This is a genomic window from Pseudomonas mucoides (assembly GCF_015461845.1).
In the GTDB taxonomy this organism is placed as follows: domain Bacteria; phylum Pseudomonadota; class Gammaproteobacteria; order Pseudomonadales; family Pseudomonadaceae; genus Aquipseudomonas; species Aquipseudomonas mucoides.
This window is the reverse complement of sequence record NZ_JACOPW010000010.1, coordinates 163,610-188,518: the sequence shown is the minus strand read 5'-3', so window position 1 is coordinate 188,518 and position 24,909 is coordinate 163,610. Positions and strand designations below refer to the sequence as shown.

The window sequence follows — 24,909 nt, the reverse complement described above, 5'->3', positions numbered from 1 at the left end:
AGACCTCATCCCTTTAGCCATTGCTTCGTACCCAGAGTAAGTGCCACCCGGAAAGGGCTGCATCACTACAATAGTGCCCCACCAGACATCAACGCGGAAGATGAGAACCCGATTCGGGGCTGGAATCGTCCACCTCCACTTCAGGGACGTCATAGCCCGCTAACAGGGTCGTAGCGGCGCTGTTCAGCATGTTGCCGGATTGGAAATACCCCATCACAGTCGAAATGCTGGTGTGTTCTGTCATAGCCATCACATCACCCAGCGGCACACCCTGTCTCCCAGCCTCAGTCACAAAGCCTGATCGTAAACTGTGTGCACCCCAATCACCCTCTAGGCCGGCAAGCTTTGCACGCCTCTGTAGGATTCGGTTTACCTCATGACCAGTCATGGGTGCTGTTCCCACCCTGCCGCCTCGTAGCATCCCCCGAAAAAGCGGGCCACTCTCAATCGGGGCAACACTAAGCCAAGCAGTCAAAGCATGGGCGGCGGCACCCGTCAGAGGCTTCTCACGCCGGACGCCAGCAGTATCTGTCTTGGTTACCCCGAGTGAATACATCCAAGTGTCAGCATCAAGCCTTCGAACGTCCGAAACCTGCAGGGCCACAACCTCAGAGCGGCGCCGACCACCGCCGCTCCACGCTAGGAGGAGTAGAGCCCGATCGCGTATGCCTCGCAGTCCATCAGTTGAGCATGTGTCCAGGATTGCCTTTAAAGGCTCAGCCACGAGTGCTGTCTTCTTGCGAACCGAAATGCCGCCCCGGGCCTGAGCCTTCTGCGCATCCCGCATCAGTGCTTTGACCTCTTTGATATCAGTTGGGCTAGCCCAGCCCTTCATCCCATGCCATTTGCCAAGGACTGCCATACGAAGGCTGACCGTGTTGTAAGAGTGAGGTCCCAAAGTAGCTTTGATCTTGGCGTCGACCAGCGCCTGATCAACCGAAGGGGGGAGGTTGTGCGTCCAGGTGCCGTCATCCTGCGGTCTATTCAAATGGTCAACGATGAATTGGATCGCCACCGCCGCTGGAATTGGCCCATCCCCCAGCGCAACCCCATAACGGACCTGCAGCCACGCTGACCAATAGGTAAGCGCACCCTGGTAACTACGCACCGTATTGGGCGCAGTCCCTGCTTTCAGAAAGTCAGAAACTGCGTCCTGTGATGCCTGGCTGAGCGAGTCAAGCTCAAGCACGGCCGCATTATCTAGGGGCAGTAAGCGCGATAGAGCGCCCACGGTTGTTGGTGCCCTCAATTCCGACTTCATTCCAAACCTCCACGAATTTCACGTTCAAAAGCCCATTTTTGAGAGATTTTGAGCTACTCTTGATTAAAGCGTATTATTTAATACGTGCGACGTATTTTATCGAAACATCATGTCCGTTAACCAATACTTATCGGATATAGAATAGTGGAGTTTGACCCATGTCGACAGGTGTACCTGAGCAGGAAGTCTTTGATGCGGCTGACGCCGTGCTGGAGGGCGGTAAGCGCCCAACGGTTGAGCGGGTACGAGAAAAGCTGGGGCGCGGTAGCCCGGCGCGTGTCGGCGCCCTGCTTGATGAGTGGTGGGTGCGCCTGTCAGCCAGGCTGCGCGCTGAGACGCGCCTGCCAGGCTTGCCCACTGAAGTGGCGCACGCCTTTGTGGACATCTGGAAGCAGGCCACTCTGATGGCAGAGGCTGTGGTGGAGCAGGGCATGTCTGTCCAGCGAAAGGTGCTAGCAGAGGAGCGCGAGCGAATTGCCGGCCTCGAAGAGCAGGCTCGCAAGGACGTAGCCTTCGCAAGATCTCAAACCAACGAAGCACAGACCGCACGACTCGCCATTGAAACTAGACTGAAGGACTTGCAGGTATTGTTGGATCAGCGAAATGCTGACCTAGAGGATATGCGTGAGCAGCGAACTGACTATCGTGCAAAACTCGCGGCCGCGGAGCAGAAGCTGGTAGAAGCATCGGCTCAGGCCGAAAACACTCGGGCTGAGCAGGAGCGCTACACGCGCGATGTTGAGGATCGATCTCACAGAGAAGTTGACCGTGCAAGAGAGGAACTCAAATCGGTTGCTGCACAACTGCAGGAAGCCAATGGCAAGCTTCAATCAACACTGAAGACCCTGCAGGAAAACCAGAGCGCCCTGGCATCATCACGTGAACAGTCAGCAGCGGCCCAGGCACGAGCTGATACGCTGGAACAGCAATTGATTGAGACCAGGAAGGCTGCGGCGGCACCAAAACCTCGAGCGAAGCGCCCACCGAAAAGCACCTCAGGACAGAAGAAAACGGACTGACAATCAACGTCCAGGTAGACCCATGATCAATGACAGCTACGAAAAAACAGTGATCGATGCCGGCCTGTTTAGATTCCCCGGGCAGGACCTGATGAAGAACATCAATAAGGCCTACACGCTGTATTACGACGAAACGAACAATATCCGAAGCCTATCCTTGACTGGAACCGGGCTCAATCATGAGGTTCTGGATTGCTTTGTGCTCGGGGGTGTAGCGCTGGGGCCAGGGGCCAGCCTGCCTGATATTCATGACCTGAGGGCTCAATTGAGAATTCAGCCATCAGTCAAAGAGTTGAAGCTAAAGCACCTTGCCCAAGGGGGTTACATCACCTGCCTCAGCTCCAACAAGCTGGAGCAGTTCCTCACATGGCTTCTGGCGTCGCCAGCTTACATTCACTTCTCTAACTTCAGCATCTTGAACTGGTCGATAGTCGACCTGATTGACTCGCTGCTAGACCATGATCAGTTCGAGGCCTACAGATCCATTCGGGACGATCTGAAAAACGAACTCCACGCCATAGTGAGGCTAGAACCACTTGGGTATTTCCGGCTACTAAAGACCTTCGACTACCCGAACGTACCTGCCGCGCGAATACCCGAATTCCTAAAAGCTGTACGCCAATTTCTCTTCAGGGGCGGCTTCACGTTCAGAAACATGGCAAGAATGGCGCTCTCAGACCTTCTCCAAGAGGCTGCCAGGGTTACTACGTTGGTGTATCTTTGCGGCAACGAGAAGGATGAGTGGTTTTGATACAGCCTTCATCCATAGACTTGCCACATTCGTGAGGTCGGTTCACGTATTTGACGAAGAACCGCGGGTCAGGGAAAGCCTTGAGCGCAACGAAATTGTGTGGGGTGGCCAGCCCGTAAGCTACCGGTTCGCAATTTCACACAATGAACCAGCCATACAGATCTCGGACATTCTCTGCGGACTCCTGGGCAAACATTTCAGCTTTATGGAAAAGTGCAGCATTGATCAACTGGAAGAAGCGAGTGCAAAGCTGTCAGAGCAACAGCGCCGCAACGCTGATCTGGTGGCTAAGCTGATCGACAAAGCAGATGAGGAATGCCCTGCCTTCATCTTTAATCAGGCACCTCATGAGAGCAATGCCAAAAGTCTGTGGTTCTTGCATGGGATTGAATACCCGGAGGAGTACCGCGACTGATGAAGCGCGGCACGAGTGCGGCTGATCAATGCCTGGCCCTTAAATGTCTGCAGCAACCAATCAGCCAATCGTGATAAACGCTTTCCAACAGGGTCAAACGCTTGCAAGCGTTCCTAGTCAGCCTCAAATTATCGTTTTCAAGAGGTGATAGGCAGAACCAAACTTTGCGATACCAAAACCTAGCTACACAATAATCATAAGCGTGGGCAGAAAGCCCTAAACGACAGCCCCGACCGAGGCGATTGGAGATACGCAGGCATGAAGGCAAAATGGTCTTCCGAAGATCTAACCACCCTGGAGCAGAGCGTGCCTCTGCAGGGCATACAGGGAGCTGCCGATCAAACCAAACACTCACTGCGGGAAACATATGAGCTGGCAGTAGCTCTAGGCATCTATGTTCCCCCGAACGGTGCTGGGCCTTGGCCACGATCAAGCAGAGGAGCTGCCTGGCCGAGTGGCGATGAACGAATCCTGCGGCAGGAATATGTTGGCCACCAGTCGATCGCTTCGATAGCTGACCTGCTTGGCAGGTCACCTCAGGATGTCGAGGCTATGACCATAACCCTGGCCCTTGCAGGAACATCTGATGCACCCAACAAAAGAGTTATCAGAGAGCGAAGAAGTAGCCCGCCATTGACCCCAATGCCCCTTACCCCGCAGGCGCTGCATGGCAAACCTCAAGACAAATCAGCAACCACAAAACATGTCTTAGCAACAAAGGGCGATGAGGATCCTGATGAGACAATGCTGCTCGAGCCATTTGTACCGCCGGCCGTAACGTCCGCTAAAGAGTTCCGAAAGGCAGCCGAATCATTTCTCGCCGCTGCGAGCAGTTTCCACATAGCTCCGCACGAATCCCTGCTTAAACCCGTTCCTGATTTGCCACCTAGATCACGCTGGACGAAGGAGAAGGACGACTACCTTAAGCAGCACTACCATAGCCAACCGGTCGAACAGATAGCCGACCACGTCGGAATGTCCTACTACCAAACCACTAACAGAGCTCGACGCTTGAAGGTAGCCAACACACTGGTTACCTGGACCCGCGAGGAAACGATTTTCCTGCTCGAGCATCTCCAAACAGAGCCGCTTCCTTGGGTAGCAGAGCAGTTGGGCCGGACAATGGCTGCTGTTAGTCTGCGTCCAAAGCAGCTGGGTATATTCCCGGGCTGGACAGGTCACGACGATCAGCTGCTGTTACAGAATCTTGGGAAGAAGACCAACGCCGAGATTGGCAAGCTGATCAACAGACCTGAATATGCAGTCGATAAACGAGTGCGATTCCTCAAAAACGAGACCTCTGAGTTTTCAAGGGCGGGACTGAGTCGGCTATTTGAATCCAAAGGCAAAGAATGGGTCGACGGGCTCATCTACTTGCCAGTGCGGCCGGCAGAGGTCAACAAGCGGAAATGGACCAGCGCTGAAATCGAAATTCTGAGGGAGTATTACCCTAAGAAAGGATCGATCTGGTGTGCTGCAAAGCTAGGTATGCTCGCAGAGAGAATCAGGCACAAAGCACAAAGTCTCGGGCTGCACTCCAACAAAGTCACCACGCCTTGGAGTGCCGAAGACGATGCCTGGCTTTTAGCCAATGTGCATACTCTAGCCAGAGAAAAATGCGCCAAGCACCTGAACCGAACTGTGGGTGCGGTATCAGTACGAGCATCAGTGCTCGGAGCCTTCAAGCTCGTCTAGGACTTGAGAGCAATGGGGCGTAGCGCTATGGATAGGCCACAAGCGCTACACCCCTTAACCGGCCTGTCGAACGGGGCACAGGGGCCGACCAGCAGTTCAAACTGGTAACATGGACGTATTCAACTACCAAATAGCAATCAATTCCCCATGAACGACGTACAGCCATTCATTTCACCAGCGAATTTCTACCTACCCGGCACTCTCTGCCTAGCAATATGCATCTGTATCACAATCCGCTACACCTACAGATACCTGGTATTTAGGGCCATCGATCGCGACGGGTATAGCTCACCTCAATTGCAAGCCTTCCACTTGCGCAAGCTAGCAGGTGAGCGCGGCAAGATCATTACCTCGACACGAAAACAGGCTTTGATTGCACTGGCTAGCTTGGCAGGATCTCTGAGCTTGGTGGTCCTCGTCGTACCAACGTGGAGCTTCTGACAGTGCCAACAACCAAAGGAGTCAACTCACTCATCAAAGCAGCCTGGCTGGCATTCCTCATATGGGGGATGTTAATGACCGCTGAACGACTGTACTGGGTGAACGCTGACTCATACTCCATGATACTTGCGAGCCCTTTGACGATAAGCGAGTCGATGGCTACAGGCCCGACGTCGTATGGCGCGCTCTGCCACGGGGAGGGCGCCACCTTAGCTGATAAGTCGAACGGCCATTTTATTCGGTGTGGCTTTACCTGGAGCCCAGGTTCGACATTCAGAATCGAGAACTACGAACAGTTCGCTGAATGGATGTGGAGAGACGTGAAGTAAGGCAGCTGAGAGGCTGCCTTCTGATAAGACAGGTTATCGACCGCGAATACTGCCTCGGTTACTTGCGGAGCGTTCCTGATTAATTGCGTTGTAGTAAATGTCCTGGGTGGTTGAAAGGCTTTCGTGACCCAGATCCATTTGCAGGTGCTTTGCGTCCCGGAATTTGGCATCGAACGTTGCGCCCGTGTGCCGTAACCAGTGCAAGGTAACCTCCATCAATTCCTGACACTCGTCCTCAGGCTGTCCGTCGGCCTGCATTCTGGACCGAGCGCGGTCGAAAACTGGCTGAACAATATTCCGGATCTGGCGTGCAGTCAGGTTGGGCCGGCCATGGCTTGTATAGAGCAGCGGTGCATCGTCGGCCTTGGTCGGCAGTGGCGACATATTCAAGCTCTCACGGTACCGCTTGAGGTAGGGGATAAAGGCATCCTTAACCGTGATCTCACGCTCCTTGTTGCCCTTCCCAACAACCTCGAACCACCATGAACCATTTCTTTTGAAAAAAGAGTTCATGGTCGGAAGCCAATCATCTCGGCCAGACAAGTCACCAACCCGTAAGTACATCGCAAAGAGGGCCACGACGATGAACAGAGTACGCTCGTGTTTGGGGTCCTCATTGGCCATTGTCTCGGCCTCACCGACAAGGTAGTCCCACTGCAGCGTGGTCAATGCCTTGATCTTAGGTTTTCCCCGCTTGCCCTTCACCCGTTTGATAGATTTGAACGGGCTAGCGATGTCCATGCCGTCCTGCAGCAAGAAGTCATAAAACGAACACGCAACCGAGTAGATCAGATCAGTGCTTCCTGATCCCTGTTTCTTCTGACTGGCGACGGGCTTCACATGCGCCTCAGCAGCCCTCTTGCGGTCAGCTTTCTCGATCTTCACGCCGAAAGGTCGCCACCGAGGGTTGAACATAAGCAGGCCATCCTTGGGAGCAAATCTGCGCATCGCAGAAGCACCAACCCATGACTGTGGTGGCGCGACGTTGAACGCGAGGAAAGCCTCAGCATCAGTGCGGGTCAGATCCAGTACGGACTTGCTCTGGACAATCCAACTCCAGAGAATCAAACGCTCCAGATAACCGCGGTAGTTTTTGAAGGTGGACGGCGATTGGCTGTAGGACTTTAAAAAAGCTCGAGCATGACGAAGATCGGTCTCAACACTGATCTCGGCTGGAAAAGCAGCCAGGTAAGGGGCCATGTCTGGATGCAGGTCTTTAAAGTCGGCGTAGTCACCCAGGATCGATTCAATGGTATCGAAAAGGGGGCGGGGAGGAATTGCCTCTACTCGCTTATTCAAAAAGTAGTGCTCCAATGTTGACGCCGGCTACATGACCATAAAGCGTGTACAGCTCATGGTCGAAGAACAAGGCTAGTAAACCGCCGGCGATGATAAAGGGGCCAAAGGGGAAAGGCTCGCTTCGAGATTTTACCCCTAAACCCGCAATGAGTCCGACAATTGATGCAGCCACGGCAGATACGAGAATTATCAAAGGGAGTGCTTGCCAGCCGAGCCAGGCCCCGAAGAGGGCGAGCAGTTTAAAATCACCGTTGCCCATTCCCTGGCGGCCGGTGATCGCCTGAAAGATCAACGCCGGCAGTGCAAGGAGCAGGTAGCCTGTGACAGCTCCAATGAAGCCATCCTGGAGCGTCGAGAAAAGCCCAAGAAAGCTGGCAGCTAAGCCAACCCATATGCCCGGAATAACGATCGTATCAGGCAGAAGCATCTCATCGAGGTCGATAAGGAAAAGTGCAGTTCCGCCCCAAACCATCAGAAGCGCGAAGCAAGTCTCTGCACCATAGCCAAAGTGCCAGGCCGTGCCGAATGATAGGCCGGCAGTCACCAGCTCAACTATTGGGTATCTTGCCGAAATCGGCGATCGACAGCCTGAACACTTTCGCCTCAACAAGAGCCAGCTGATCAACGGAATGTTCTCCCAAGGCTTGATCGAATGGCCGCAGGATGGGCATCGGGAATTCGGCATTGCAAGGTTGAACGGCTCGGTCGGAGTGGCTTCCATTTGAAGGGCAGCACGGGCATCCTGCAGCCAGGATCGCTTCATCATCACAGGCAGCCTGTAGACAACAACGTTGAGGAAGCTGCCGACCATCAGGCCTACAATCCCCACTAGGATCGCAAAGACTGCTGGATAGAGCTTCAATAAGTGCAACGTGGTCATGGTGTGTCACCGGTGGTAGGTTGGGAGACGGAATCAAACCCGCAACCTTGATTTTACCGGGCTTGGAAAATTCGACACCTCAAAACCTATGCATGGAATTCACCTGTGCTTCACTTAACTTCCAGTCTTTTGAACGGAAAAACACCATTCAGGCCTACCATGGCGCTAGCCGCGATACTTGGCCAGTTATTACTAGAAATCAAACTGAAAGAGTGAAGCCCAGCATGAACAATGAATGCGGAAAACTTGAATCATTCCAACCTACTGAAGAAAACAATTACTCCCTATTTGCCGGAGCATTAGAGCAGGACACCCTAGTCTTCTTTCATGCAACTCCAAAGAAGAATTTGTTCTCAATACTGAAGCATGGTTTCAAATCATCGCTCGATTTGGGCACTGGCCAATTAGCATCGGTGTCTTACGCAAAGAAAAGCAGTTCATGCTTAGCCCATCTCGGCAGGGATATCGCGCAGGAGTTTCTGGTTTTCGCCGTTAGGTTCGAAACCATTGAAGCACCCGAGATTGTCGAGAACATGTCTGATATCCATGTTTTCGGCACCAACGTACAACCATCCCTACTAGGGTACTGTGAAATCCCGGAAGGGTTTAAATACTGATGATAGTGAGGTATTTAGACAGTTGATTATTTTGTGGGGAATGGCAAGGCGGAGGAGGGTAGCTGCGCCCATTTGTTCAGGCGCAGCATAGTGATGCGTTACTTATCGGAACGAGGAAGGCTGGGGCCAGCAAATCCAGGGATCAGACGTGAACAGACTTCGGCAAGAGCCTCAGCAGTAATTGGCTTGACGATGTAAGCCGAAGCGCCAGCATTAGCAGCAATCTGCTTGTCTGCAGGCATTGATCGACTTGTGCAGACGATGATTGGCACCACACTAGCATCATCGTTTCGGTCGCGGATCTCAGCGATCAGCGATATTCCATTCATCAAGTCGTCCAACGTCCAGTCCATGATGACGCAAGAAGGCCTGAATTCCTCCAGTTCCCGGAACACACCCTCCGCGTTGTGCACCGCACGAATTTCTTCAAAAAGTTCAGCTGCACACTTTCTAGCAAGATAAGTGTCGGTGGGGGAATCATCGACAATGAGTAATGTGCTCATTTTGTTTCACCTGATCACACGAAGGGGAAGGGCATGGACAAGGAGACCATTGGGATCAGTAAGCAGAATACTTCTGCTCAATGGTACGTTGTTCGCGCAAGTGTTGCTCATAGGTCAACTGCTTGTCTTCAAGGCGATGATCAAGCTCTCGCAGATCTTTTGCCTTCTCAAACTCTACTTTGCGCCGAGTGGCATAGAAGTTTTGCACTTCAGCTGCGGCAGCAGTATCAAAAGGCATCCACAGAGGACCGAGAGAGATTACCCAAAGCGGGATGGAGAAGACTGCGACTGCGGGATGATTAGTATAAAAGTAACCAGCGGCTGGCAGAACACCCAGTCCAGCGGCTAATGCGACTGACTTCTCTTCAACAGCAAGCCCCTTGCTTTCATACACCTCCATCTCTTGTTTCTGTCCATCTGCCAGGTGAGTGGTGCAGCCTGATGCTACGATTACCATAGAGATTGCTACAGCGATACCTGTGAAACGTTTCATGCTAAATCCTGGCGTGTGTTTTGAGCAGTCTGTTATAACCGTCGGACTGCGATTTACAAGCCGGCGAGCATAGCCCATGGCCAGATAAAGGCGATAGCCAAAAGAGACGCTCCTTTTCCACGCGACAACACTTGATGAGACCAGCAGAGGCTCACACCCGATTGCCCGCTCCGATGCGCAACGCCTGACGTGAAACTTACGCAAGGAGTTTCCAGAAGAGAGGCTCAGAGTGCCTTGAACTGCTCGAGCAGGGAGGCTTCAATAGCGCGCTGATGCAGAAGCGATGCGTCAAGGTCCGAGTTAATGCCAGCTAGCATCTTGCTTCGATTCACACTTAGCACGTCTGCCTTGTCGACCAGGTACACAGCCATGGTAGAGATGATGCCAGTAGCCGCACCAACGATGACTGCTGTAGCAGTGTCGGCAAAAGGAACAAGGAACGGAACCGCCATCATCGACTTGCTAACAGCATCTTCCAGCAGAACGCCACCTACTATGATGCCCCCACCAACTAGCACCTTCGATGCCTCATGCAAGCCCTCTCGGATCCCCATTCCCTCAGGGCGCACAATCAAAGCTTTGCAAGCTCCAACCAAGGCATTGCCACCTTCGCGGATCATACGAACAGTCCGCTTGGCAGTGGTCAGGAAAGCGTTGGTCAGCACAGTGACTAGGTTAGCTAGGAAACCACTGAGAAAGCTCCCAGCCGCGGCTGAGAGCACAGCCTTCCACTGCTTGGCTACTCTCAGTCCGACTTTCCTGAGACGACGCTTGAGCTCAGCAAATATTGAATTACCGTCGGCTCGGCCGTTTTTGTACCAATCGCTTACCTCATCAAATATCCCTGCGAACAACTCGACCAGGATAGCCCCCATTGCTGACTGAAAAGCGGCGCGGCCGCCGGCTGCGACGCTTGTCTTCAAGCAGTCATTCCGGAATTTTGGGCTGCGATAATAGGCGTCGTTGATCTTTTTCTCGTTGGCCGCCCGAGCCTTTCTATCTGCCTCAAGCAAAGGCTCCGGATTTGCCGCGATTTTCTCTTGCTCTTTGAGCTTGGCGAGTTCGTCTTTTTGCTTTTGGCTCATAGGCTCGCCGGCATCAACCTTCGCCTGTAGCTTTGCTTGTTTCTTCGCTCGGGTGTCTTTCGTCTGCTCAAGCCACAGCACATATTCAGTGGCTGTTTTGGTGCCCATTGCCGAGTTTGTTGAGTACGAGGTGATCTGCAGATTTGTTGAAGCATTCGCAAGCTCAACGCCGTCCAATCCTGCGAGAACTCTGCCGGCATCGTTGTGGATCTCTTCTGCGGCAATAACATGATCAATGCTGTGGCTATCACTCCGCTGGCTGCTCATTTGCTCACCGGTGTAGGCATCAGTCACCTTGCCTTCTACCCGATCCCTTGTGCTGTCCTGGCTCATCTTTTTGTAGGCGGGATCACGGTGGTGATAGTTCTCCTTCACCCTCTTCGTGTACTCACCCCTATCCGCATACTTCTGTTCAGCCTCATCAGTGGCATACACACCGGCCCGGGCGTTGTGGATCGTATCCACTACACCGCCGGTCTTGTCATAGGCACTGAGCATTTTCCCGACCCCAAAAGGCCCGGCGATTGCCTGAAGAGCTGATCGACGTGTGTCAGAGAAAAGACGCTCTATACGCTGTGAGTGAAAGGCGATCTCAAGCTCGGATAATCTCGCCCGAACCTCGTATTCAGGGGCCTCATTTCGCCCCAAGAGTCTAGATTCCGTGGGAAAAGCCTGGGCAAGAAACTGATCGTCCACTGGGGCATTAAGTACGCGCTGCGAATCAGCTGGGGAGGGCAGCACAACAAGTGAGGGAGCACTACGGATCTGTGCAAGCAACGCTTGGGTCTGACGGAATCGATCGGCACTTTCGCTCATCAACAAGGCCTCAACCGACGGATCGTAACAGATGCCATTCCGACCGGAATGAGGATCGGCATTGTTCGTTGGCCATCTGCTTAGATTGCGCGACCAGGTCTACGAGTTCATCGAACAGCTTCCAGTTTTCGGGCGAGCCGACCTTAGCGGCAAGTGCATAGGCGGTGTTGATAGATGGAGGTGCTGCTACGGCTTCGTCTACTTTGATCCGGACAAAGCTTGGTATGTACGCCTCGGAAACTCCGAGAAGGTATGCCTTGATCATGGCTACGTCATCATTGCTGACAGGTCCGAATGTAGCCGCGCATGCAACGCCGATCGTGACGCAGGCGAGGGTGATCTTGAACCCTTTTTGGGACTCAGCGTATTTGGCCAACATCTCTGCTGTAGCCGCATTATTCATCTGCCGCAGAATTTCCTGGCGTGCTTTCTCTTCTGCTTCACCTTTTGCCCGGCCAGCAGCGTGGGCTGTTTTATTGGCGCTGCGGTTCCACAAATACATCCCGGGCACCGTCACACATGCAGCGATAGCCGCACCGCCAACGATTAAGGCAACCCTGCCAGCAGCTTGTGCGACCATGATAAATCCGTGAAATGATGAGATGCGCAACTATCTCACCATTCAGTGCCACTTAATAGCCATTACAGGATCACAGATGCCCTCAGCCGCGCGGCTTTGACAGTCACCCTAAGTGCGATTTACGGCCAAGCACAAGCTTCCCAAGCATGAACAGTCCGACCAGCAAGGACCCTACGACAATCCCGACAATGCCATCGAACAAAGGCGCCCCTACTACAGCCAGCGCCGGCCCGGCGACTGCAACACTAGATACGGTTCCAACTACGGTCTCACTCATGACGTGAAGGAAAGGCAACCCATGTGTGTAAATTCCGCCGCCGACAAGCCACATCGCAATTGTCCCCACGACAGCCAATACACGCATCAGCACGGGTGCAAACCACAGAAGAAACCGACCTGACGCATTGCCAATGGTACGTGTGCTCGTTACCAATCGCAGTCCAACATCGTCCATACGAACGATGCCCGCAACAAACCCGTATACCGCGAATGTGATGATTAGAGAAACGACCACCAGCGTGAGGAACTGCTCAAGCAGTGGTTCACTTGCAACGGTAGCCAGCGCCAGCACTAGAATCTCGCCGCTCAGCACAAGGTCGGTTATCACCGCCCCCCGGATTTTCTTTCGCTCAAACTCAACCATGTCGACCTTCGGCTCGGCGATCGCCTTTACGCGTTCGGCCCGCTCTTGGTCAACTTCAGGATGAAGGAAGCGATGAAGGACTTTCTCAACCCCCTCGAAGCAAAGGTAAGCACCGCCAACCATGAGCAAAGGAGTAATTGCCCACGGTGCAAAGGCACTGATCAACATCGCGATTGGGATCAAGGCTGCCTTATTGAGTAGTGACCCTTTGGCGACAGCCAGTACAACCGGGATCTCGCGCTCGGCTCGCACCCCGGTAACCTGCTGAGCATTCAGCGCCAGGTCATCACCAAGCACGCCTGCCGTTTTCGTTGTTGCGATTTTACTTTGGGCCGCCACGTCGTCTAGCAACGTCGCGATATCATCAAGCAAGGCCAAGCCAGATCCAAATGCCACGGTAATTCCAAGTTTTAGAAGTGTTCCATGCAAGGTAACTGCATGATTCAAAATGGCCAGGACTCAGCGAAATGCCTGGATTGCCAAGCCTGCAGCGCCTAGAAAAATACAACCGGCTACAAGTGCCCAGGCCAAAATTCGAGTTTGTCTCCCAAGCTCGATGATGAAATGCGGCGAAGACGGGTAAGTAGCAGATCGAATCTCACTGGCTGTGGCTCTTGCGGGTTCTGAAAGCAGCTGAAGGTAAGCCGCTTTGGCCTCATCCATCTCCCCCGTGACTCTGAACAGATCTGCTTCCGCATCTTCAAGCCCCGATACAAGCTGAGCCTCACGCTCTGCAGCTTGCAGCAGATCGGAGTTCCTTCTTTCTGAAAGCGCCCCTAATTCAGTCCTGGACGCCTCCAGATTATCGGCAGCCGATGCAAGCTCATTTTTAATCGCTTCTACCTGAACGCTGAGAGCCTCACTAGCTTTCTCGGCGCTACTGCAGCGATTGATCGAATTGGCGGCGATGTCAATCAATTGGCCTGGATTCAGAAACTTCACCTTCTCCCAGTTCCAATGGGGTTTCAGCTCAGCGACCTTGCGCGCGCCAATTACCCTTACACCCGCAGCACTGGAAAGGTAAAAACCAGCGTTCCCGAAAACATTTTCTATCCGCCGCTCATTCTCCGCTCTAAGGGCCGCGGGCAGGGCATCAAGCGTGATCTGCGGCAATTCTGTAGTTACAACCTTGTAAGAGCCGTGAGCAGTACCGCCAGATAGAATGCGAAGCAACTGGCCGACAATGTACGACCCGATGCCAAGCCCAGGATGACGAACGATCAAGCCATCTTGAGGGCCGAACTGAACTAATCCATTTTTGTGGTCCACAATGAACCAAGCAACGTCGTGAGTAGGGGAGAAGGCATTCGAAAGTTCCGAGTTCTCGCCGGCGAACCGAAATGAAACCCGGCCGAACAAGGCCCCCGCGAACTCTCCACCGTGATGAACAAAGTTGACCACCTGAGTAACGCCGAGGCGGGTGGAGCCGTCAGGAAGGGTGATCAGACATGCTCGATCAGACGTAGGAAGGGGAGATTTATCCAGTTTTCGAGCTAGAGTAAGTAATGCGCTATCCTGATGTATCAGCTGAGCCATAAACTGGTTTCCAAATCTGAACGGACGCGGCCGGTAGAATGTTTATTCTATCAGGCGCCCACTCCTAAATTTCCGCACATGTGCTTTGGCGGAAAAGCGTTTAATTTCAACAAGTTAACCTCATGTCAGGGCTAATGACCGGGCTTAATTATGAGTAGGCGTATTCAAACGGCGGAATACTCATCGCTTTACGTCGATAAAAGACGCACCAAAAATCAATTTTCAGCAACTCAGCTACTTTGCTATCTGCTGCCGTACCAAGAAGGGAGTCTTCTTCCTCCGACCAAATCCTTTTTTCCCCGTTAAGCTTCCCATCGGTTGATTGAGCAGGGGGCAGGTACGCCGAATCTAGCTGGTTTAAATCGCTCCAATGATCAGACTTCGGCAACTTACAAGGCCTGAAGCGTGCGATGGAGCGGGCATCGCGAGCTCGTTTTATGGTGGTCGCCGCCACCGAATAACGACGGACAAGCACAGAGTCCGGTACCAATCCTAACTGCTGAACAAGCTCTTCTGGCAGGTTGCGACCCTTGGTGTAGGAATCTAAGCCACGAATACCACGTTCTTGTTTAACCTCCTGCAAGGATCGACCGTATTGGCTTGCAAGCTCTACGTCGGGGACCTTACCAAGCAGCGCGAGGGCTTCGTCTGGAAAAGCCACATATTCAGGGCTATCCGGCTTTTTAAGCACTCTGTACCTGGGTATTGATCGATTTTGACGGGCCCGGAAAAGCACAGGCCCTGGAACACCATACCCCTCAGTCAGTTGGGCATCGGGAACCTTGCCCAATTGCTGCACCAGGCCGTCAGGGAGATCGTAACCGCGGGTGAGCGGTTCTATGCATTTCGCTAAGCGTGCTTGCTTGATGAAATAAGGACTCAATCCGGAAAGCTTGGCGAGTTCTCTGTCGGAAACCTGGCCAAGCTTGCCGGCGATTTCAGGCGCGAGTGCACGATGGCGATTCGGGGGCATGGGTACCGATCTGGTCTGTATTCACGACAAGATTAACGCGCTTATTCAGGATGTCACGCCATAAACCACACATGAAATCCGGATGAGTGACAGGTAGGAAGCGGGCAAACCATGCTATACGTAAGAAGGAGGTTTCCATACCTGCTTTTCACATTAATGGATCTCATGCTCCCGCTGAGGGAGCAAGAAAACTGATCTAATGATAGGAAGCGAATAATCGCAAGAATGAGGAACAAAGCCTTAGAAATCAGTTAGTTGTAAATTACCGCCTTTGGGAGTTGGCGGAAATTCGATGGGAGGCTTTTGGGTCGTCAACCTACTCCAGCCTCCGCCAATACCTCACTCTACTCGAATTGTAGATGATGCTGCTCAGAAGGCCTAATCTGCAAACGAGGTCAATCATTCACCGCTCAATTATCTCTGCAATGTGACTGAGGTGAATACGCCGCATACCTTCGTCCAATATCTCTGACTCGTCCCACACAGTTTGCATGTACGGCTTCAACTCCCTGGCCAAAGCCCGGCATTCCATTTTGTTCAAGCTGTGGCCGATCAGCGTCGACGTCGGTCTCGCCAAATCTAACCAGCCAGGCTGACCACCTTCTGAGTACGTAAACTCCAGCTGAGTCGCCGTCATAACGCACGGACCGTCGACGACTACATTGGCTTTCTCCTGATTCCAGAGCATGGCCAAGTATTCGACCTTGCCAGTTGTGTTCAGGTCCTCAGGCCAGCATTCAAATGACCAGCGCTCGGTGCCTTTACCAGGAATTGCCCCCAACGCCTTAGACTCGGCGGCAGCGTGTCGCGCAGTAGCTGCCTTGGCGTCATCCGAGGGGCCGCTCACATACAGCAAACCGTACGCATCCCTGTCGATCAGATCCGCCGGCGTGAATTTCGAGAAGCTAAAGGGTCCAGTGGAGCTGCAGTCCGGCCGCGTACCTCGATGCCGCTTATAAGCCACAATTGCTTTCGCGACGTCATCCCGCGTTATCACGCGAACACTAGCGGTGTTCCATAGCTGGTCGAACCAGGCTCGGGCACTTTCTACCTCTTCGATGGCTACTGTATGTACACCTGCCTCAATCCATCGGCCAGTTTCATCGCCATCAAGACCAAGGCCGTTAGCGGAGATATTGGCCGAGCCAATGATCGCCTGTGACCGGCCTACCAAAACCTTTGCATGTAGCACATCGCATTGGCGGATCTGGATGTTGGAATTCAACTCAGCTCGCTTAAGAAAGCGTGCAATGACCCAGGGGTTCGTCCCGCCGCTTAGCAGGTTGCAGATGATGCGGATAGGTTTCGTCTCATCAGGATGCACTTTCATCTCAGCACCCTTCCCCCAAAACGCCACAGCAACGTCCAGCGAAGACTCTTCAGCGACCATCCGCATCAAAGCGGCGCTGTATTGATCTGGTCCCAGGAACATGGGGCAATCCTTACTCCTAGTGATCAGTGAAGGCGTACGGGTGCATGCTCATTGAAAAACGCTGCGCCAGGATCGACCGCAACCATCGAAGCAAGCGCTATGACTACCCGTTCTGATATGTGTTTTCTGAGGCTCGTCTCGATTTGAGGGACTGTGAACGTACGCTTCGTTACGAAGCCGAGCTCCCATGCATCTGCGGCTACCAGTGAGCTGTTCATCATAGAAACGGCGAATGACATGTCTGACTTATCACCCGAGGTGGTCGCGTTGTCGACTGTCTCCTCAAGCGTACGGATTAGTGCGAAGACAACCACTCCAATCCACTTGACATCGTAGGGATTCTTTATCAATTCATCACGGACGCGCGCCAGCACCGTTTGCGCATGTGATGAGCTGCACATCTCGTCTGCCTTCATGCCGGCCGGATTGACCCTGGGGTCATCATTCGAAAGGGCCTTATGGGCATCAGCAGCGCATCGCTGGATGAAATCTGCGAAAACAGGAAGCCGGACAAATGAAGATGCGATCTTACCCGACCAATCGTCAGCGGGCGGCTCAGTCTGTGATGGAGCCCCAACTTCACCTAACGTGATCTTTGGCATCGGGCGGAAAAGCTGCGGGTGAAAAATCAGCCCAGCAGCTTGTGCCAGTTCAGCCCCAACCTGGGCTTCAGTGAATACGGGGGACTTAATGCTCATAGCCAACCTCGAACAGTCTTCAGCATGCTCACCGGAGCATTGCCAAAGTGTTAAACGAATAGTCGGCTCATCATAACGACTGGGCTCACGATCGCACAGAATTCAGAAACGCTGCGCCTAGCCCTGTTGAGTAGAACGAACTTCCACACGAGCATTCAAGTCGGTTTGACTGTAGGCCGGCCCCATTTGAAGCCTAATCAAAAAAAGCTTTCACTCTACCCCTCCTCCTTGAACATCGACTATATTGGCCGCGCCGCCAGGCATACTTGTGCGCGAGTAGAAACCGGCTTTGCACCACCAAATTCTCGTTCAACCCTCTCGCTCGTCGACAGGTCTTAAACGCGCACCCCACACTCCGTCGGCGAGCTTTGAGGATTGACTCATGCTGCTCAAAGAACTTGTATTCTCCCTGCGCCAGAACCTTGCTGAACAGACAGGCGAAAAACCTTCGGTTGGCCACACGTACGAACTGCTTTCAGCGCTGTTGGGGTATGACTCGTTTGCAAGCCTGAATAGCCAGGCATTCATCGTCTTGCTCAGCGGGTGCGATGGCAACGCAGTCGAGAACGTTCGGCTCCTTCTGGCTGGGCTTCTAGATCTTAGGCGGGCCACAGAACGGCATGTCGCACTCCAGGCTGCAGGCTCTCCACGCCTCACTGCGTTGGTGGTGGAGTCTTTTGCACAGCGCCATGAGCTGGCAGCGATTCCCCTCGCAGGGGTGCTTGGCCTATACGATGATCAGGTTTCAATCGACCATGCCACCGAGTTCGCCCTCGAGGAGCTGCACGGCTGCTTCCTTGATATGGAGCCACCTCAACTGCGGCTTTCCTTGGGGATGCTTGAGGATTTCAGCTGCAAGAACCCGTCCGCGCATTACGCCCTTTTCCGGATCTACGAGCGGCTGGTCAAGCATCATGACTCAGGGTCGGTCTACTGGCTGCTCCAGATGCGCTTAGGCCGACAACTATCAGGTTCTGAGAAACAACTTGCCGTCGAAGCTCTCTTCGAAGAGGGTTTGATAGAGCGTGCCGAATTTCATCTATCGAAGGCATCCGCATCTGGCCATGCTGAAGCTATCTTTTTTGAGCTCGACGAATTGCAAAAGCGGATTGCTGTAACCGCGGAGGACTTCGCAGTCCTAGATTCGCATGCAGGGGTGCCGGGACTCGCCGGGCGGGTTGCAACCCTCGCTGAGGCTGCAGGTTTGACTTTGTTGGCGATGTCATGGTCCCAGGTAGCCGCACGCAATGGTGACACTGAAGCGTTACACCGGTTGGTGAGCGCTGACAGAGATGCTCCTACCGTTGAAACCTGGACGTGGATTCATCTGAGCCGTCTACTCGGAAGAGATGTCACGGTCGGGACGCTGCGGGCATACCACGCCGGTGGCCAATACGCAGGAGAAGAGTTTGATGATGACCAGGGCGGCGACTTCTACGTGGATGGTGACGAAGGGCTGGATATTGCTCCGATGAGCGCAGAACTTGACCGGGATGCTCAGGCCGCGGCCGCCATTATTTATGAGCGCATTCAGAATGGACACTCCAAGACGTAGCGGGCTCACCCATCTCCGCCGCGGCATGGTAGACGGTAATCAGTAGATTCTCTACTGCCCGCCGCGCTGATGCTGTTGCGGGCGAGGCTTTCAAATATCTGCGCCGGCCTGAACACTGTTTGCATTACCAGTAGTGGTAGAATGCCAGTTCAGTCAACGGAGGTACGCGATTTGGAGCAATCGATAATTGTCCTGGAAAGCTTTGAAGATCTCGCCAAGCGCCCGAACTTCACGCAATCGCTAGCGTTCCGCCCCAAAAGCGATCGCGGCTTCGACGCTGTTGTCATGCCCTACCACTTTCTCGATTCGATCCCCTGCGGCATCGAGTCCTGCCATACCCCGCATCGTCGAGGCTACCTCATCACCACTACGGATGGACTTGAGACTGGCATTGGAGGCCATTGCGGTCGCAAGCATTTCGGGATCAGCTTCACCCTAGAGCGCCAGCGGATCGACAAAGCCCTATCTCGGCAGCGCCGAATTGATTCCATCATGCGCGCACGTGAAGACATCCCTTCGCTGATCCTGGCAGCGAGCAGCCTCAAGCAAGCCCATACCGAGCTCTCAGAGCTGAAGCGCCGTTTCATGGGGGCCGTAGGCACTCCGTTCTATACCCAGCTCAAACAGCGAGCTGATAGAGGCCAGGATCGGATCATCCGTGATGAACCCATGACCGCAGATGAGGCTGCTGCCTACTGGGAGACGACCAACAAGAAGTCCAGAAAGGACTTGCCGACGAAAGAGGTGTTGGTCACCACCCTCTCGGGACTAACGTTCCTCGCCGCCAACTTCAAAGACATGCTGGTGACGAACCTAGTTCTGCCGCTTGAGCAATTCGCCACACAATCCATAGATGACATTGAACGCATGTCACCGCGCGTGCTGCAAAACACTGCGAAATGGGTCGGACGTGTCCCGCAGGACCTGATCAAAGCCCAGGAAGTGGTTGACGCCGGCCGCGCCTTCTTCACAGTTGAAAATATGCTCAAGCTCGTTAACCTGAATGCCGATATGCAAGCGCTCGGCCCTCTAATTCAGGAACTGAAAAGCAAGCCGGCCTCGCCTGCCACTCGTATGTAGCCGCGTCGATGTTTATCACCAAAAGGGGGTTGCTGTGCCCAGCCGGTGATAGATGCATATGCCCAGCAATACTCCCAGCCCCGCCATAATGCGGGGCCATTTTTTCACATAGTTCAAGAAGAGATCCAAATGAAATCTGCACTATTCATCGCATTGCTCATGGCGTCCATGTGCGCGTCGGCTAAGAGCGCCGAATCAGGTACATCAGAGGCTGCCGGGGCATTAGCAAAGGATTATATGGCAACTCGGTTCATTCTCGTGGGAACGCCTAAGATTGATGGCGACCACGCGTTGGTAACTGCCAAGATGCTTGGGCAGGAATGCCAACTCAATATGGTCCGCATCGGGAAGGAATCCGGCAATGAGCATGGATGGCAGATATTTGGTCAGGTGTGTGGCCCTATACCTGGTACCGACTCCGGCAAGTGGATCACTGATGAACAGGGCAAACCACAATATGTCCAGCCATAGGACTGGGTTCGCCTCTACAAGAAGTGACCCGGTAGAAACCCGGCACCGGCAAGAGCCGCGCTGGGATGCAAATCCTCAAGGATCTCTGTAATGAGTGCCACCCCCAACGTTAAGGCTGTTTGGTCGCTTACCCTCCTCGTTAGCTGCCCTGCGTGCAAGCAGGAGTTTGATGTGTTGGAAACTCACGACATTGCTGCTGAAGGTATTCAAACTTGCGAGCACGACACAGAGGCCAGCCGGGATATCGAACTGTCCTGCCCCGAGTGTGAGCACGAGTTTCAAGCAGACCTGGCCTACTGATCCAATCGAATAAAGCGGCGCTCTGCAACACTCAAATCCAGGCCAGTCGGAGCTGTGCACATAGAGACGCGACCACGCGCTCAACATACGGGGAGTCAAATGACCACAAATATCGTAACCATGAAATCCGCAACCGGTGAGGAAGCTAAGATCGATCTGGCGAATAACGGACGCATTAGCAAGGGCAAGCGCTTTCTTCCGGAATTGGCGTATCTGTCGGATCTGTTGCAGTCGGGGGCCGTTGTTGCCCTTGATGATCTTCAGGTCGAGCAGCTCGACCAGGTACTCACAACCCTTCCGGAAAAAGCTGGTGTCGCGGAACTGGTAGAGGCGTTGGCTGGGTATGAGCAGTTGGCCCAGCTTCGTGCAGCACTGCAGGAGACTCACGACCAGGGTCGCTATGCGACGGTTTTTGATCAGGCTGCCGCCCCCTTCGCCTAACCCAACGCATGTCGCTCCCACTTTTCTCTTCTGCCGGCAGTTGGAACCTATCCCGCTACTCCATTGGGGGATTCAAACGGGGCTGGGCCATGGACTGGCCACCCCAGGCCCTCAGTGATTCCGCACGTTTGAGGAAAGTTCGAAGCTCTCCCTTGGAAACACTGGGAGTTCCTTTGAGGATCCGATTGAGAAGCCCGAAAGCTTCGGTGTCACGCTGTTGCGCATGGAGAAGGCTGGACTCCAGCTCGATTTCCACTTTTTCGGCCGTTTCAGTGAGATCATTTATTTCTTGCCGCAGTCGCTTGACGACAACTCGTTGGTTTGCAAGTTGATTCAGCGCTGCATTCAGTTTGATCCCGCCCTTGCACCAGCTGACAAACGCCAGCTCAACCTCGGGATAGACGAATCTGGCATCAGAGCCTTCACCGACCCGATCAAGCACCAGATAGCCGTTCCACTCCGCGATGAATGCAGACAGCAGATCTTTGGTGAAGTCACGAGTACGAGTTGCCGCCTCAAGCTCCTGAATTGCTCTCGTGAGCACTTCCTTGTTGACTTGAGGTGTGTTGGTCCAGCTGCAGGCCTTTAATGCTTCAGCCGTGTTTGAAGTTAAGTGCTGGCCGGGATTGCAATGAATGCAATGCGCTGTCCACGGAGAGTGCTTGCCCCCACAGCACAGGCAGCCGTACTCCACCGGGACGTCTATGGTCTCGAGCAGAAGTTGTTGGATATCAAAAGCCAATTCCTCACAGCCTTTGGCGAGGAGTTCAGTAGCCGCGCGCTCAAGGACCTCTCTTGCTCTCGCATCATTGATGCGGTCATTGGACATTAACTCCTCCCTCACGAATCTACGCTCCTGAAGCTATGCCTACAGCCATTCGATACCTGAACCTGCTGGCCGCCCTCAATGCATATCAAACACCAAGCAGGGAGCAAGCTTCCGCGGTGCGAAAGGCCACAGTTTCAGCACATGACGTTACGGCCATCGACATGACAAGGACAGCTGCACACTCGCAGCTTTTCAATGACTGAGTCGTCCCAGTCGCCTACGGTCAAATTCTCGACAATTTTCTCGAGGCGTTCCTGATCAACCTCATCTTCGTTGGGTTTGAATTTCATGCGTTCTGCGCCGCAGCAACCAAGCATTGGTAATCGCCTCATCAAGGGTCGGGAGGTCTGGACCTCGGATTGGGATATCTACCCTACTGCGGCTCTAAACGGGGCACAACTCAAAACCTGACTGTGAAAGCCCGGGGCACCGTCGTAGCCTGAAGAGGGTTGATTTAGTATTTGGAAGGTTTAACGAGGGGGACCTTCACAGGCGAGCGTTGCGGTATCGCAGTACGTTGCCTGGACAACTTGCACTACATTCAGGATCTCGCCTCCCCGACGTCACAGCCCGCTGCAAGGAAAGCCGCAAGATTGGCTTTACCCTTATGGTATATGCAGACGCGTGGTGGCTAATGGGCAAGCGGTACAGGACTGACGACTCCTTAGAGTTTGCACCTCGTGTCATGACCCTAGTCAAGTCTGCCGCACGGGATACCAGCGTGCTCTTGGCAAGCGAGCGTGGTAGCTGAAGTCCAGAATTGCTTCGAGCCGCTGAGCCACTGCTACGCAATGCATTGCTGATGGCCATCGCTGCAAATGGGACATTGAACCTGATGGCCAATGTCTCGGGGGCATCGAACCTGTATTCAGCTACGTGCTTGCGTGCCGCAACGAGTCTTCCCTGCAGGTAGCAGTACATAAGGTGCATAGCGCAGTCCAGCGCACACTTGCCCCCGGGCCTGAAGCCTGGGGATTAGTAGCGCTGCGCTCACTGCCCCTTAATTGAAGCGCGCTTGGCATTCAGACCTTTACTCACCGTTAGCCAGTCGATACCTTCGCTTCGACCGTCTAAATTGGCCCTATGACGGACCATGTGCCGAACACGCTCCCAAAGTGCAGGATCGTAATTGGCAATTCCGGTTACGCCGTAGTGACCAGTCTGGTAAAGCTCAAGATCCGGCTTCGTTTCAAACGCTGGGGCGTGGCTAGCTTGATGACCACGGTCGGGCATAACGTGATTCCTCGTTTAGGCGGCTTATCCGGGGCTTCTACGGACTAACCCCACTTGTAACTGCGGGATTTGATATAGCGGGTCAGTCGAGCCGCGCCATTGCTTTAAAAATAGTTGCCCAGTCTACGCCAGAGCATACGGAGCCAACCAATCTTAAAGGTCCGCAAGGGTCGCTTAGCTCAACATACTCGGACTTATATGGGATGAGCTTAGGGCAGCCTTTTTGAACTAAAAGACCGGCAACGACGCACGCTGTGCTTCTGATCCATGCTTCCAAAGGAAATTCACCATGGCTTCAGACAAAGGCTTTTCCAAATCGAAGTCACCGTATCTTTGCTGAAAGTCAGCCCACCTGGTCTCTAAGAGGCCCATACGCCTGAACCTTGGGGCAATCCAGATCCATTGGAGTGACCACTCTCCTTCAGCCTTTCTGGACGTTGTATGCATGAAAGCGCAAGCTCCGGCGATTTCGCCCCCGGGGCCAGCAAACAAATGGCCTCTCCAATCAGATGGTGCGCGTGTACTTGAGCCACCAGGCCACTGAATAAAATCGTAACCAAATTCCCTTCTGAAAGCTGCCGCCCTCTCGTACACCTCACCGTGCATCCACAGCGGGGCGTCCGGACCTACGAGTTCGCCGGTAATCCCGGTAACGACTCGCTTCTGAAGGCGCGCACTCGGCTTGGGATTTAATCGGCGAACCACTCGATCGTGTGTTGTCTTGTGCCGCCGCGCATCACCAGGATGATTTGTGACGTAGAGCATTCCGCAGAGGTCGCACGTCACCGCCTCCTGAGGTTTGGGCTCCCGGTATTTAGGCCCACTGATTTCCAGTGAATATGGCAGATCACCCCGCGAACAAACGGTGTATCGATTCCCGATCGAGTCTTTAAACGTCTTCTGGGTAACTGGCCCCTCAAGGAAGGTTCGATCAGCATTCAACTGGATCCGCCGTTTTCCCAGGGTATGCTTGTAGTGAAGGATGTCGAACTCAGTGCCTGTAAGAAGTTTACGATCCCCGATATGGGTAACGAGTGCTTCAACAAGTCTACTTGGATCAACCTGTACCCCAATCGCCTCCAGCATGATGAGAAGCCAGGTAGCATCGGCCGCATTCAACCCCTTCTCGCCCTCAACCTCATCACCAAGGCACTCAGGCCTGGGGTAGATGCCCTGGATGTACAGGTCAAACACAGTGGCCAGGTCTTCAACCAGTTCTTTAATGGCCGAAAACCCCCGTTTCTCATTGGCAACCAAGTGGGTTCCTATCGCGGTTAGCGTACAGACACCCTCCGCTAATAACGCATTCTCAAACCTCAACACCGTCGGAGAGGCAGTAAAGGCTCGCTGCGCCTCAGAAATAATTTCGCAAAGGCGAAGCAGGGTCTCGCCGGGTAACTTGAAGATCATGGTATCAGTGCTCAGTTTCAGACTCAGTATCTTGCCAACCGATAGCGGCCCGCACAACTAGGAATGCGTTACTACCGTATGTTTGGAAAGCTGAGGAATCGTGACACATGCACCCAGATACTGA

25 protein-coding genes are annotated in these 24,909 nt (G+C 53.6%); 10 read left to right on the top strand and 15 right to left on the bottom strand.

All coding sequences use genetic code 11. From position 1 onward, the window contains the following. Positions 1–88 precede the first annotated feature (88 nt). Complete coding sequence (locus H8F22_RS29580) at positions 89–1,261, bottom strand: site-specific integrase (RefSeq protein WP_169904199.1); 1,173 nt, start codon at positions 1,259–1,261, stop codon at positions 89–91. 158 nt (positions 1,262–1,419) lie between these two features. Between H8F22_RS29580 and H8F22_RS29575 the strand changes: the two genes are divergently transcribed. From H8F22_RS29575 to H8F22_RS29560, 4 genes are all read left to right on the top strand, one after another. Next, positions 1,420–2,280, top strand: a complete 861-nt coding sequence (locus H8F22_RS29575) for a DNA-binding protein (RefSeq protein WP_116827301.1) — start codon at positions 1,420–1,422, stop codon at positions 2,278–2,280. 22 nt (positions 2,281–2,302) lie between these two features. Continuing rightward, positions 2,303–3,031, top strand: a complete 729-nt coding sequence (locus H8F22_RS29570) for a hypothetical protein (RefSeq protein WP_169904198.1) — start codon at positions 2,303–2,305, stop codon at positions 3,029–3,031. After that, on the top strand, positions 2,973–3,446 hold the full coding sequence (locus H8F22_RS29565) for a hypothetical protein (RefSeq protein WP_407692655.1): 474 nt from the start codon (positions 2,973–2,975) through the stop codon (positions 3,444–3,446). The genes H8F22_RS29570 and H8F22_RS29565 overlap by 59 nt, the downstream gene beginning before the upstream one ends. Positions 3,447–3,704: 258 nt before the next feature. Further along, positions 3,705–5,141, top strand: coding sequence for a hypothetical protein (locus H8F22_RS29560; protein ID WP_169904196.1), 1,437 nt, complete (start codon positions 3,705–3,707; stop codon positions 5,139–5,141). An 803-nt stretch (positions 5,142–5,944) separates the two neighbouring features. On the opposite strand, the gene H8F22_RS29555 is transcribed toward H8F22_RS29560, so the two are convergent. Both H8F22_RS29555 and H8F22_RS29550 read right to left on the bottom strand, forming a co-directional pair. Then, on the bottom strand, positions 5,945–7,210 hold the full coding sequence (locus H8F22_RS29555; protein ID WP_228759004.1) for a tyrosine-type recombinase/integrase: 1,266 nt from the start codon (positions 7,208–7,210) through the stop codon (positions 5,945–5,947). Next, complete coding sequence (locus tag H8F22_RS29550) at positions 7,203–8,090, bottom strand: prepilin peptidase (RefSeq protein WP_194941027.1); 888 nt, start codon at positions 8,088–8,090, stop codon at positions 7,203–7,205. The genes H8F22_RS29555 and H8F22_RS29550 overlap by 8 nt, the downstream gene beginning before the upstream one ends. A gap of 92 nt (positions 8,091–8,182) precedes the next feature. On the opposite strand from H8F22_RS29550, the gene H8F22_RS29545 reads away from it, so the two are divergent. Further along, positions 8,183–8,707, top strand: coding sequence for a hypothetical protein (locus H8F22_RS29545; RefSeq protein WP_153045946.1), 525 nt, complete (start codon positions 8,183–8,185; stop codon positions 8,705–8,707). Positions 8,708–8,805: 98 nt separating this feature from the next. Here the strand turns inward: H8F22_RS29545 and H8F22_RS29540 are convergent, their stop codons facing one another. The 9 genes from H8F22_RS29540 to H8F22_RS29500 form a co-directional block, all read right to left on the bottom strand. Next, positions 8,806–9,210 carry a response regulator gene (locus H8F22_RS29540; RefSeq protein ID WP_078465772.1) on the bottom strand — a complete coding sequence of 135 codons (405 nt, stop codon included), beginning with the start codon at positions 9,208–9,210 and terminating at the stop codon, positions 8,806–8,808. Between the two features lie 55 nt (positions 9,211–9,265). After that, positions 9,266–9,703 carry a hypothetical protein gene (locus H8F22_RS29535; protein ID WP_078465773.1) on the bottom strand — a complete coding sequence of 146 codons (438 nt, stop codon included), beginning with the start codon at positions 9,701–9,703 and terminating at the stop codon, positions 9,266–9,268. A gap of 224 nt (positions 9,704–9,927) precedes the next feature. After that, positions 9,928–11,604, bottom strand: coding sequence for a hypothetical protein (locus H8F22_RS29530; RefSeq protein ID WP_078465774.1), 1,677 nt, complete (start codon positions 11,602–11,604; stop codon positions 9,928–9,930). A 10-nt stretch (positions 11,605–11,614) separates the two neighbouring features. Further along, complete coding sequence (locus H8F22_RS29525; protein WP_078465775.1) at positions 11,615–12,184, bottom strand: hypothetical protein; 570 nt, start codon at positions 12,182–12,184, stop codon at positions 11,615–11,617. Positions 12,185–12,287: 103 nt separating this feature from the next. Beyond that, entirely contained in the window at positions 12,288–13,223 is a 936-nt protein-coding gene (locus tag H8F22_RS29520; protein ID WP_078465776.1) for a DUF808 domain-containing protein, read from the bottom strand. 63 nt (positions 13,224–13,286) lie between these two features. Next, positions 13,287–14,363: a hypothetical protein gene (locus tag H8F22_RS29515; protein WP_169904195.1), complete on the bottom strand. Its 1,077-nt coding sequence runs from the start codon at positions 14,361–14,363 to the stop codon at positions 13,287–13,289. Between the two features lie 148 nt (positions 14,364–14,511). Further along, entirely contained in the window at positions 14,512–15,336 is an 825-nt protein-coding gene (locus tag H8F22_RS29510) for a hypothetical protein (RefSeq protein WP_169904194.1), read from the bottom strand. 403 nt (positions 15,337–15,739) lie between these two features. Beyond that, positions 15,740–16,768 carry a phospholipase D family protein gene (locus H8F22_RS29505; RefSeq protein ID WP_078465779.1) on the bottom strand — a complete coding sequence of 343 codons (1,029 nt, stop codon included), beginning with the start codon at positions 16,766–16,768 and terminating at the stop codon, positions 15,740–15,742. Positions 16,769–16,791: 23 nt separating this feature from the next. Then, on the bottom strand, positions 16,792–17,466 hold the full coding sequence (locus H8F22_RS29500; RefSeq protein WP_194941026.1) for a hypothetical protein: 675 nt from the start codon (positions 17,464–17,466) through the stop codon (positions 16,792–16,794). Positions 17,467–17,848: 382 nt separating this feature from the next. Between H8F22_RS29500 and H8F22_RS29495 the strand changes: the two genes are divergently transcribed. From H8F22_RS29495 to H8F22_RS29475, 5 genes are all read left to right on the top strand, one after another. After that, the gene (locus tag H8F22_RS29495) at positions 17,849–19,021 is read left to right on the top strand and encodes a hypothetical protein (protein ID WP_194941025.1); all 1,173 of its coding nucleotides are present in this window, start codon (positions 17,849–17,851) and stop codon (positions 19,019–19,021) included. A 171-nt stretch (positions 19,022–19,192) separates the two neighbouring features. After that, positions 19,193–20,101 (top strand): hypothetical protein, encoded by a 909-nt coding sequence (locus tag H8F22_RS29490; protein ID WP_194941024.1) that lies wholly within the window; start codon positions 19,193–19,195, stop codon positions 20,099–20,101. 129 nt (positions 20,102–20,230) lie between these two features. Then, positions 20,231–20,572, top strand: coding sequence for a hypothetical protein (locus tag H8F22_RS29485; RefSeq protein WP_078465783.1), 342 nt, complete (start codon positions 20,231–20,233; stop codon positions 20,570–20,572). Positions 20,573–20,662: 90 nt separating this feature from the next. Continuing rightward, on the top strand, positions 20,663–20,872 hold the full coding sequence (locus H8F22_RS29480) for a hypothetical protein (protein WP_078465784.1): 210 nt from the start codon (positions 20,663–20,665) through the stop codon (positions 20,870–20,872). A gap of 99 nt (positions 20,873–20,971) precedes the next feature. Further along, positions 20,972–21,313: a hypothetical protein gene (locus tag H8F22_RS29475; RefSeq protein ID WP_194941023.1), complete on the top strand. Its 342-nt coding sequence runs from the start codon at positions 20,972–20,974 to the stop codon at positions 21,311–21,313. A gap of 55 nt (positions 21,314–21,368) precedes the next feature. On the opposite strand, the gene H8F22_RS29470 is transcribed toward H8F22_RS29475, so the two are convergent. The 3 genes from H8F22_RS29470 to H8F22_RS29455 all read right to left on the bottom strand — a co-directional run bounded on the left by H8F22_RS29470 (position 21,369) and on the right by H8F22_RS29455 (position 24,785). Then, positions 21,369–22,142, bottom strand: coding sequence for a hypothetical protein (locus tag H8F22_RS29470; RefSeq protein WP_194941022.1), 774 nt, complete (start codon positions 22,140–22,142; stop codon positions 21,369–21,371). Positions 22,143–23,132: 990 nt separating this feature from the next. Then, the gene (locus tag H8F22_RS29460; protein WP_078465788.1) at positions 23,133–23,375 is read right to left on the bottom strand and encodes a hypothetical protein; all 243 of its coding nucleotides are present in this window, start codon (positions 23,373–23,375) and stop codon (positions 23,133–23,135) included. Positions 23,376–23,603: 228 nt separating this feature from the next. Next, positions 23,604–24,785 (bottom strand): C2H2-type zinc finger protein, encoded by a 1,182-nt coding sequence (locus H8F22_RS29455; RefSeq protein WP_194941021.1) that lies wholly within the window; start codon positions 24,783–24,785, stop codon positions 23,604–23,606. Positions 24,786–24,909: the final 124 nt, after the last annotated feature.

Excerpts from the sequence above, each read along its gene's own strand:
- H8F22_RS29580 (WP_169904199.1), bottom strand. The coding sequence starts at position 1,261 with ATGAAGTCGGAATTGAGGGCACCAACAACCGTGGGCGCTCTATCGCGC.
- H8F22_RS29575 (WP_116827301.1), top strand. The coding sequence starts at position 1,420 with ATGTCGACAGGTGTACCTGAGCAGGAAGTCTTTGATGCGGCTGACGCC.
- H8F22_RS29570 (WP_169904198.1), top strand. The coding sequence starts at position 2,303 with ATGATCAATGACAGCTACGAAAAAACAGTGATCGATGCCGGCCTGTTT.
- H8F22_RS29560 (WP_169904196.1), top strand. The coding sequence starts at position 3,705 with ATGAAGGCAAAATGGTCTTCCGAAGATCTAACCACCCTGGAGCAGAGC.
- H8F22_RS29550 (WP_194941027.1), bottom strand. The coding sequence starts at position 8,090 with ATGACCACGTTGCACTTATTGAAGCTCTATCCAGCAGTCTTTGCGATC.
- H8F22_RS29545 (WP_153045946.1), top strand. The coding sequence starts at position 8,183 with ATGGAATTCACCTGTGCTTCACTTAACTTCCAGTCTTTTGAACGGAAA.
- H8F22_RS29540 (WP_078465772.1), bottom strand. The coding sequence starts at position 9,210 with ATGAGCACATTACTCATTGTCGATGATTCCCCCACCGACACTTATCTT.
- H8F22_RS29535 (WP_078465773.1), bottom strand. The coding sequence starts at position 9,703 with ATGAAACGTTTCACAGGTATCGCTGTAGCAATCTCTATGGTAATCGTA.
- H8F22_RS29530 (WP_078465774.1), bottom strand. The coding sequence starts at position 11,604 with ATGAGCGAAAGTGCCGATCGATTCCGTCAGACCCAAGCGTTGCTTGCA.
- H8F22_RS29525 (WP_078465775.1), bottom strand. The coding sequence starts at position 12,184 with ATGGTCGCACAAGCTGCTGGCAGGGTTGCCTTAATCGTTGGCGGTGCG.
- H8F22_RS29515 (WP_169904195.1), bottom strand. The coding sequence starts at position 14,363 with ATGGCTCAGCTGATACATCAGGATAGCGCATTACTTACTCTAGCTCGA.
- H8F22_RS29510 (WP_169904194.1), bottom strand. The coding sequence starts at position 15,336 with ATGCCCCCGAATCGCCATCGTGCACTCGCGCCTGAAATCGCCGGCAAG.
- H8F22_RS29505 (WP_078465779.1), bottom strand. The coding sequence starts at position 16,768 with ATGTTCCTGGGACCAGATCAATACAGCGCCGCTTTGATGCGGATGGTC.
- H8F22_RS29500 (WP_194941026.1), bottom strand. The coding sequence starts at position 17,466 with ATGAGCATTAAGTCCCCCGTATTCACTGAAGCCCAGGTTGGGGCTGAA.
- H8F22_RS29495 (WP_194941025.1), top strand. The coding sequence starts at position 17,849 with ATGCTGCTCAAAGAACTTGTATTCTCCCTGCGCCAGAACCTTGCTGAA.
- H8F22_RS29485 (WP_078465783.1), top strand. The coding sequence starts at position 20,231 with ATGAAATCTGCACTATTCATCGCATTGCTCATGGCGTCCATGTGCGCG.
- H8F22_RS29480 (WP_078465784.1), top strand. The coding sequence starts at position 20,663 with ATGAGTGCCACCCCCAACGTTAAGGCTGTTTGGTCGCTTACCCTCCTC.
- H8F22_RS29475 (WP_194941023.1), top strand. The coding sequence starts at position 20,972 with ATGACCACAAATATCGTAACCATGAAATCCGCAACCGGTGAGGAAGCT.
- H8F22_RS29470 (WP_194941022.1), bottom strand. The coding sequence starts at position 22,142 with ATGTCCAATGACCGCATCAATGATGCGAGAGCAAGAGAGGTCCTTGAG.
- H8F22_RS29460 (WP_078465788.1), bottom strand. The coding sequence starts at position 23,375 with ATGCCCGACCGTGGTCATCAAGCTAGCCACGCCCCAGCGTTTGAAACG.
- H8F22_RS29455 (WP_194941021.1), bottom strand. The coding sequence starts at position 24,785 with ATGATCTTCAAGTTACCCGGCGAGACCCTGCTTCGCCTTTGCGAAATT.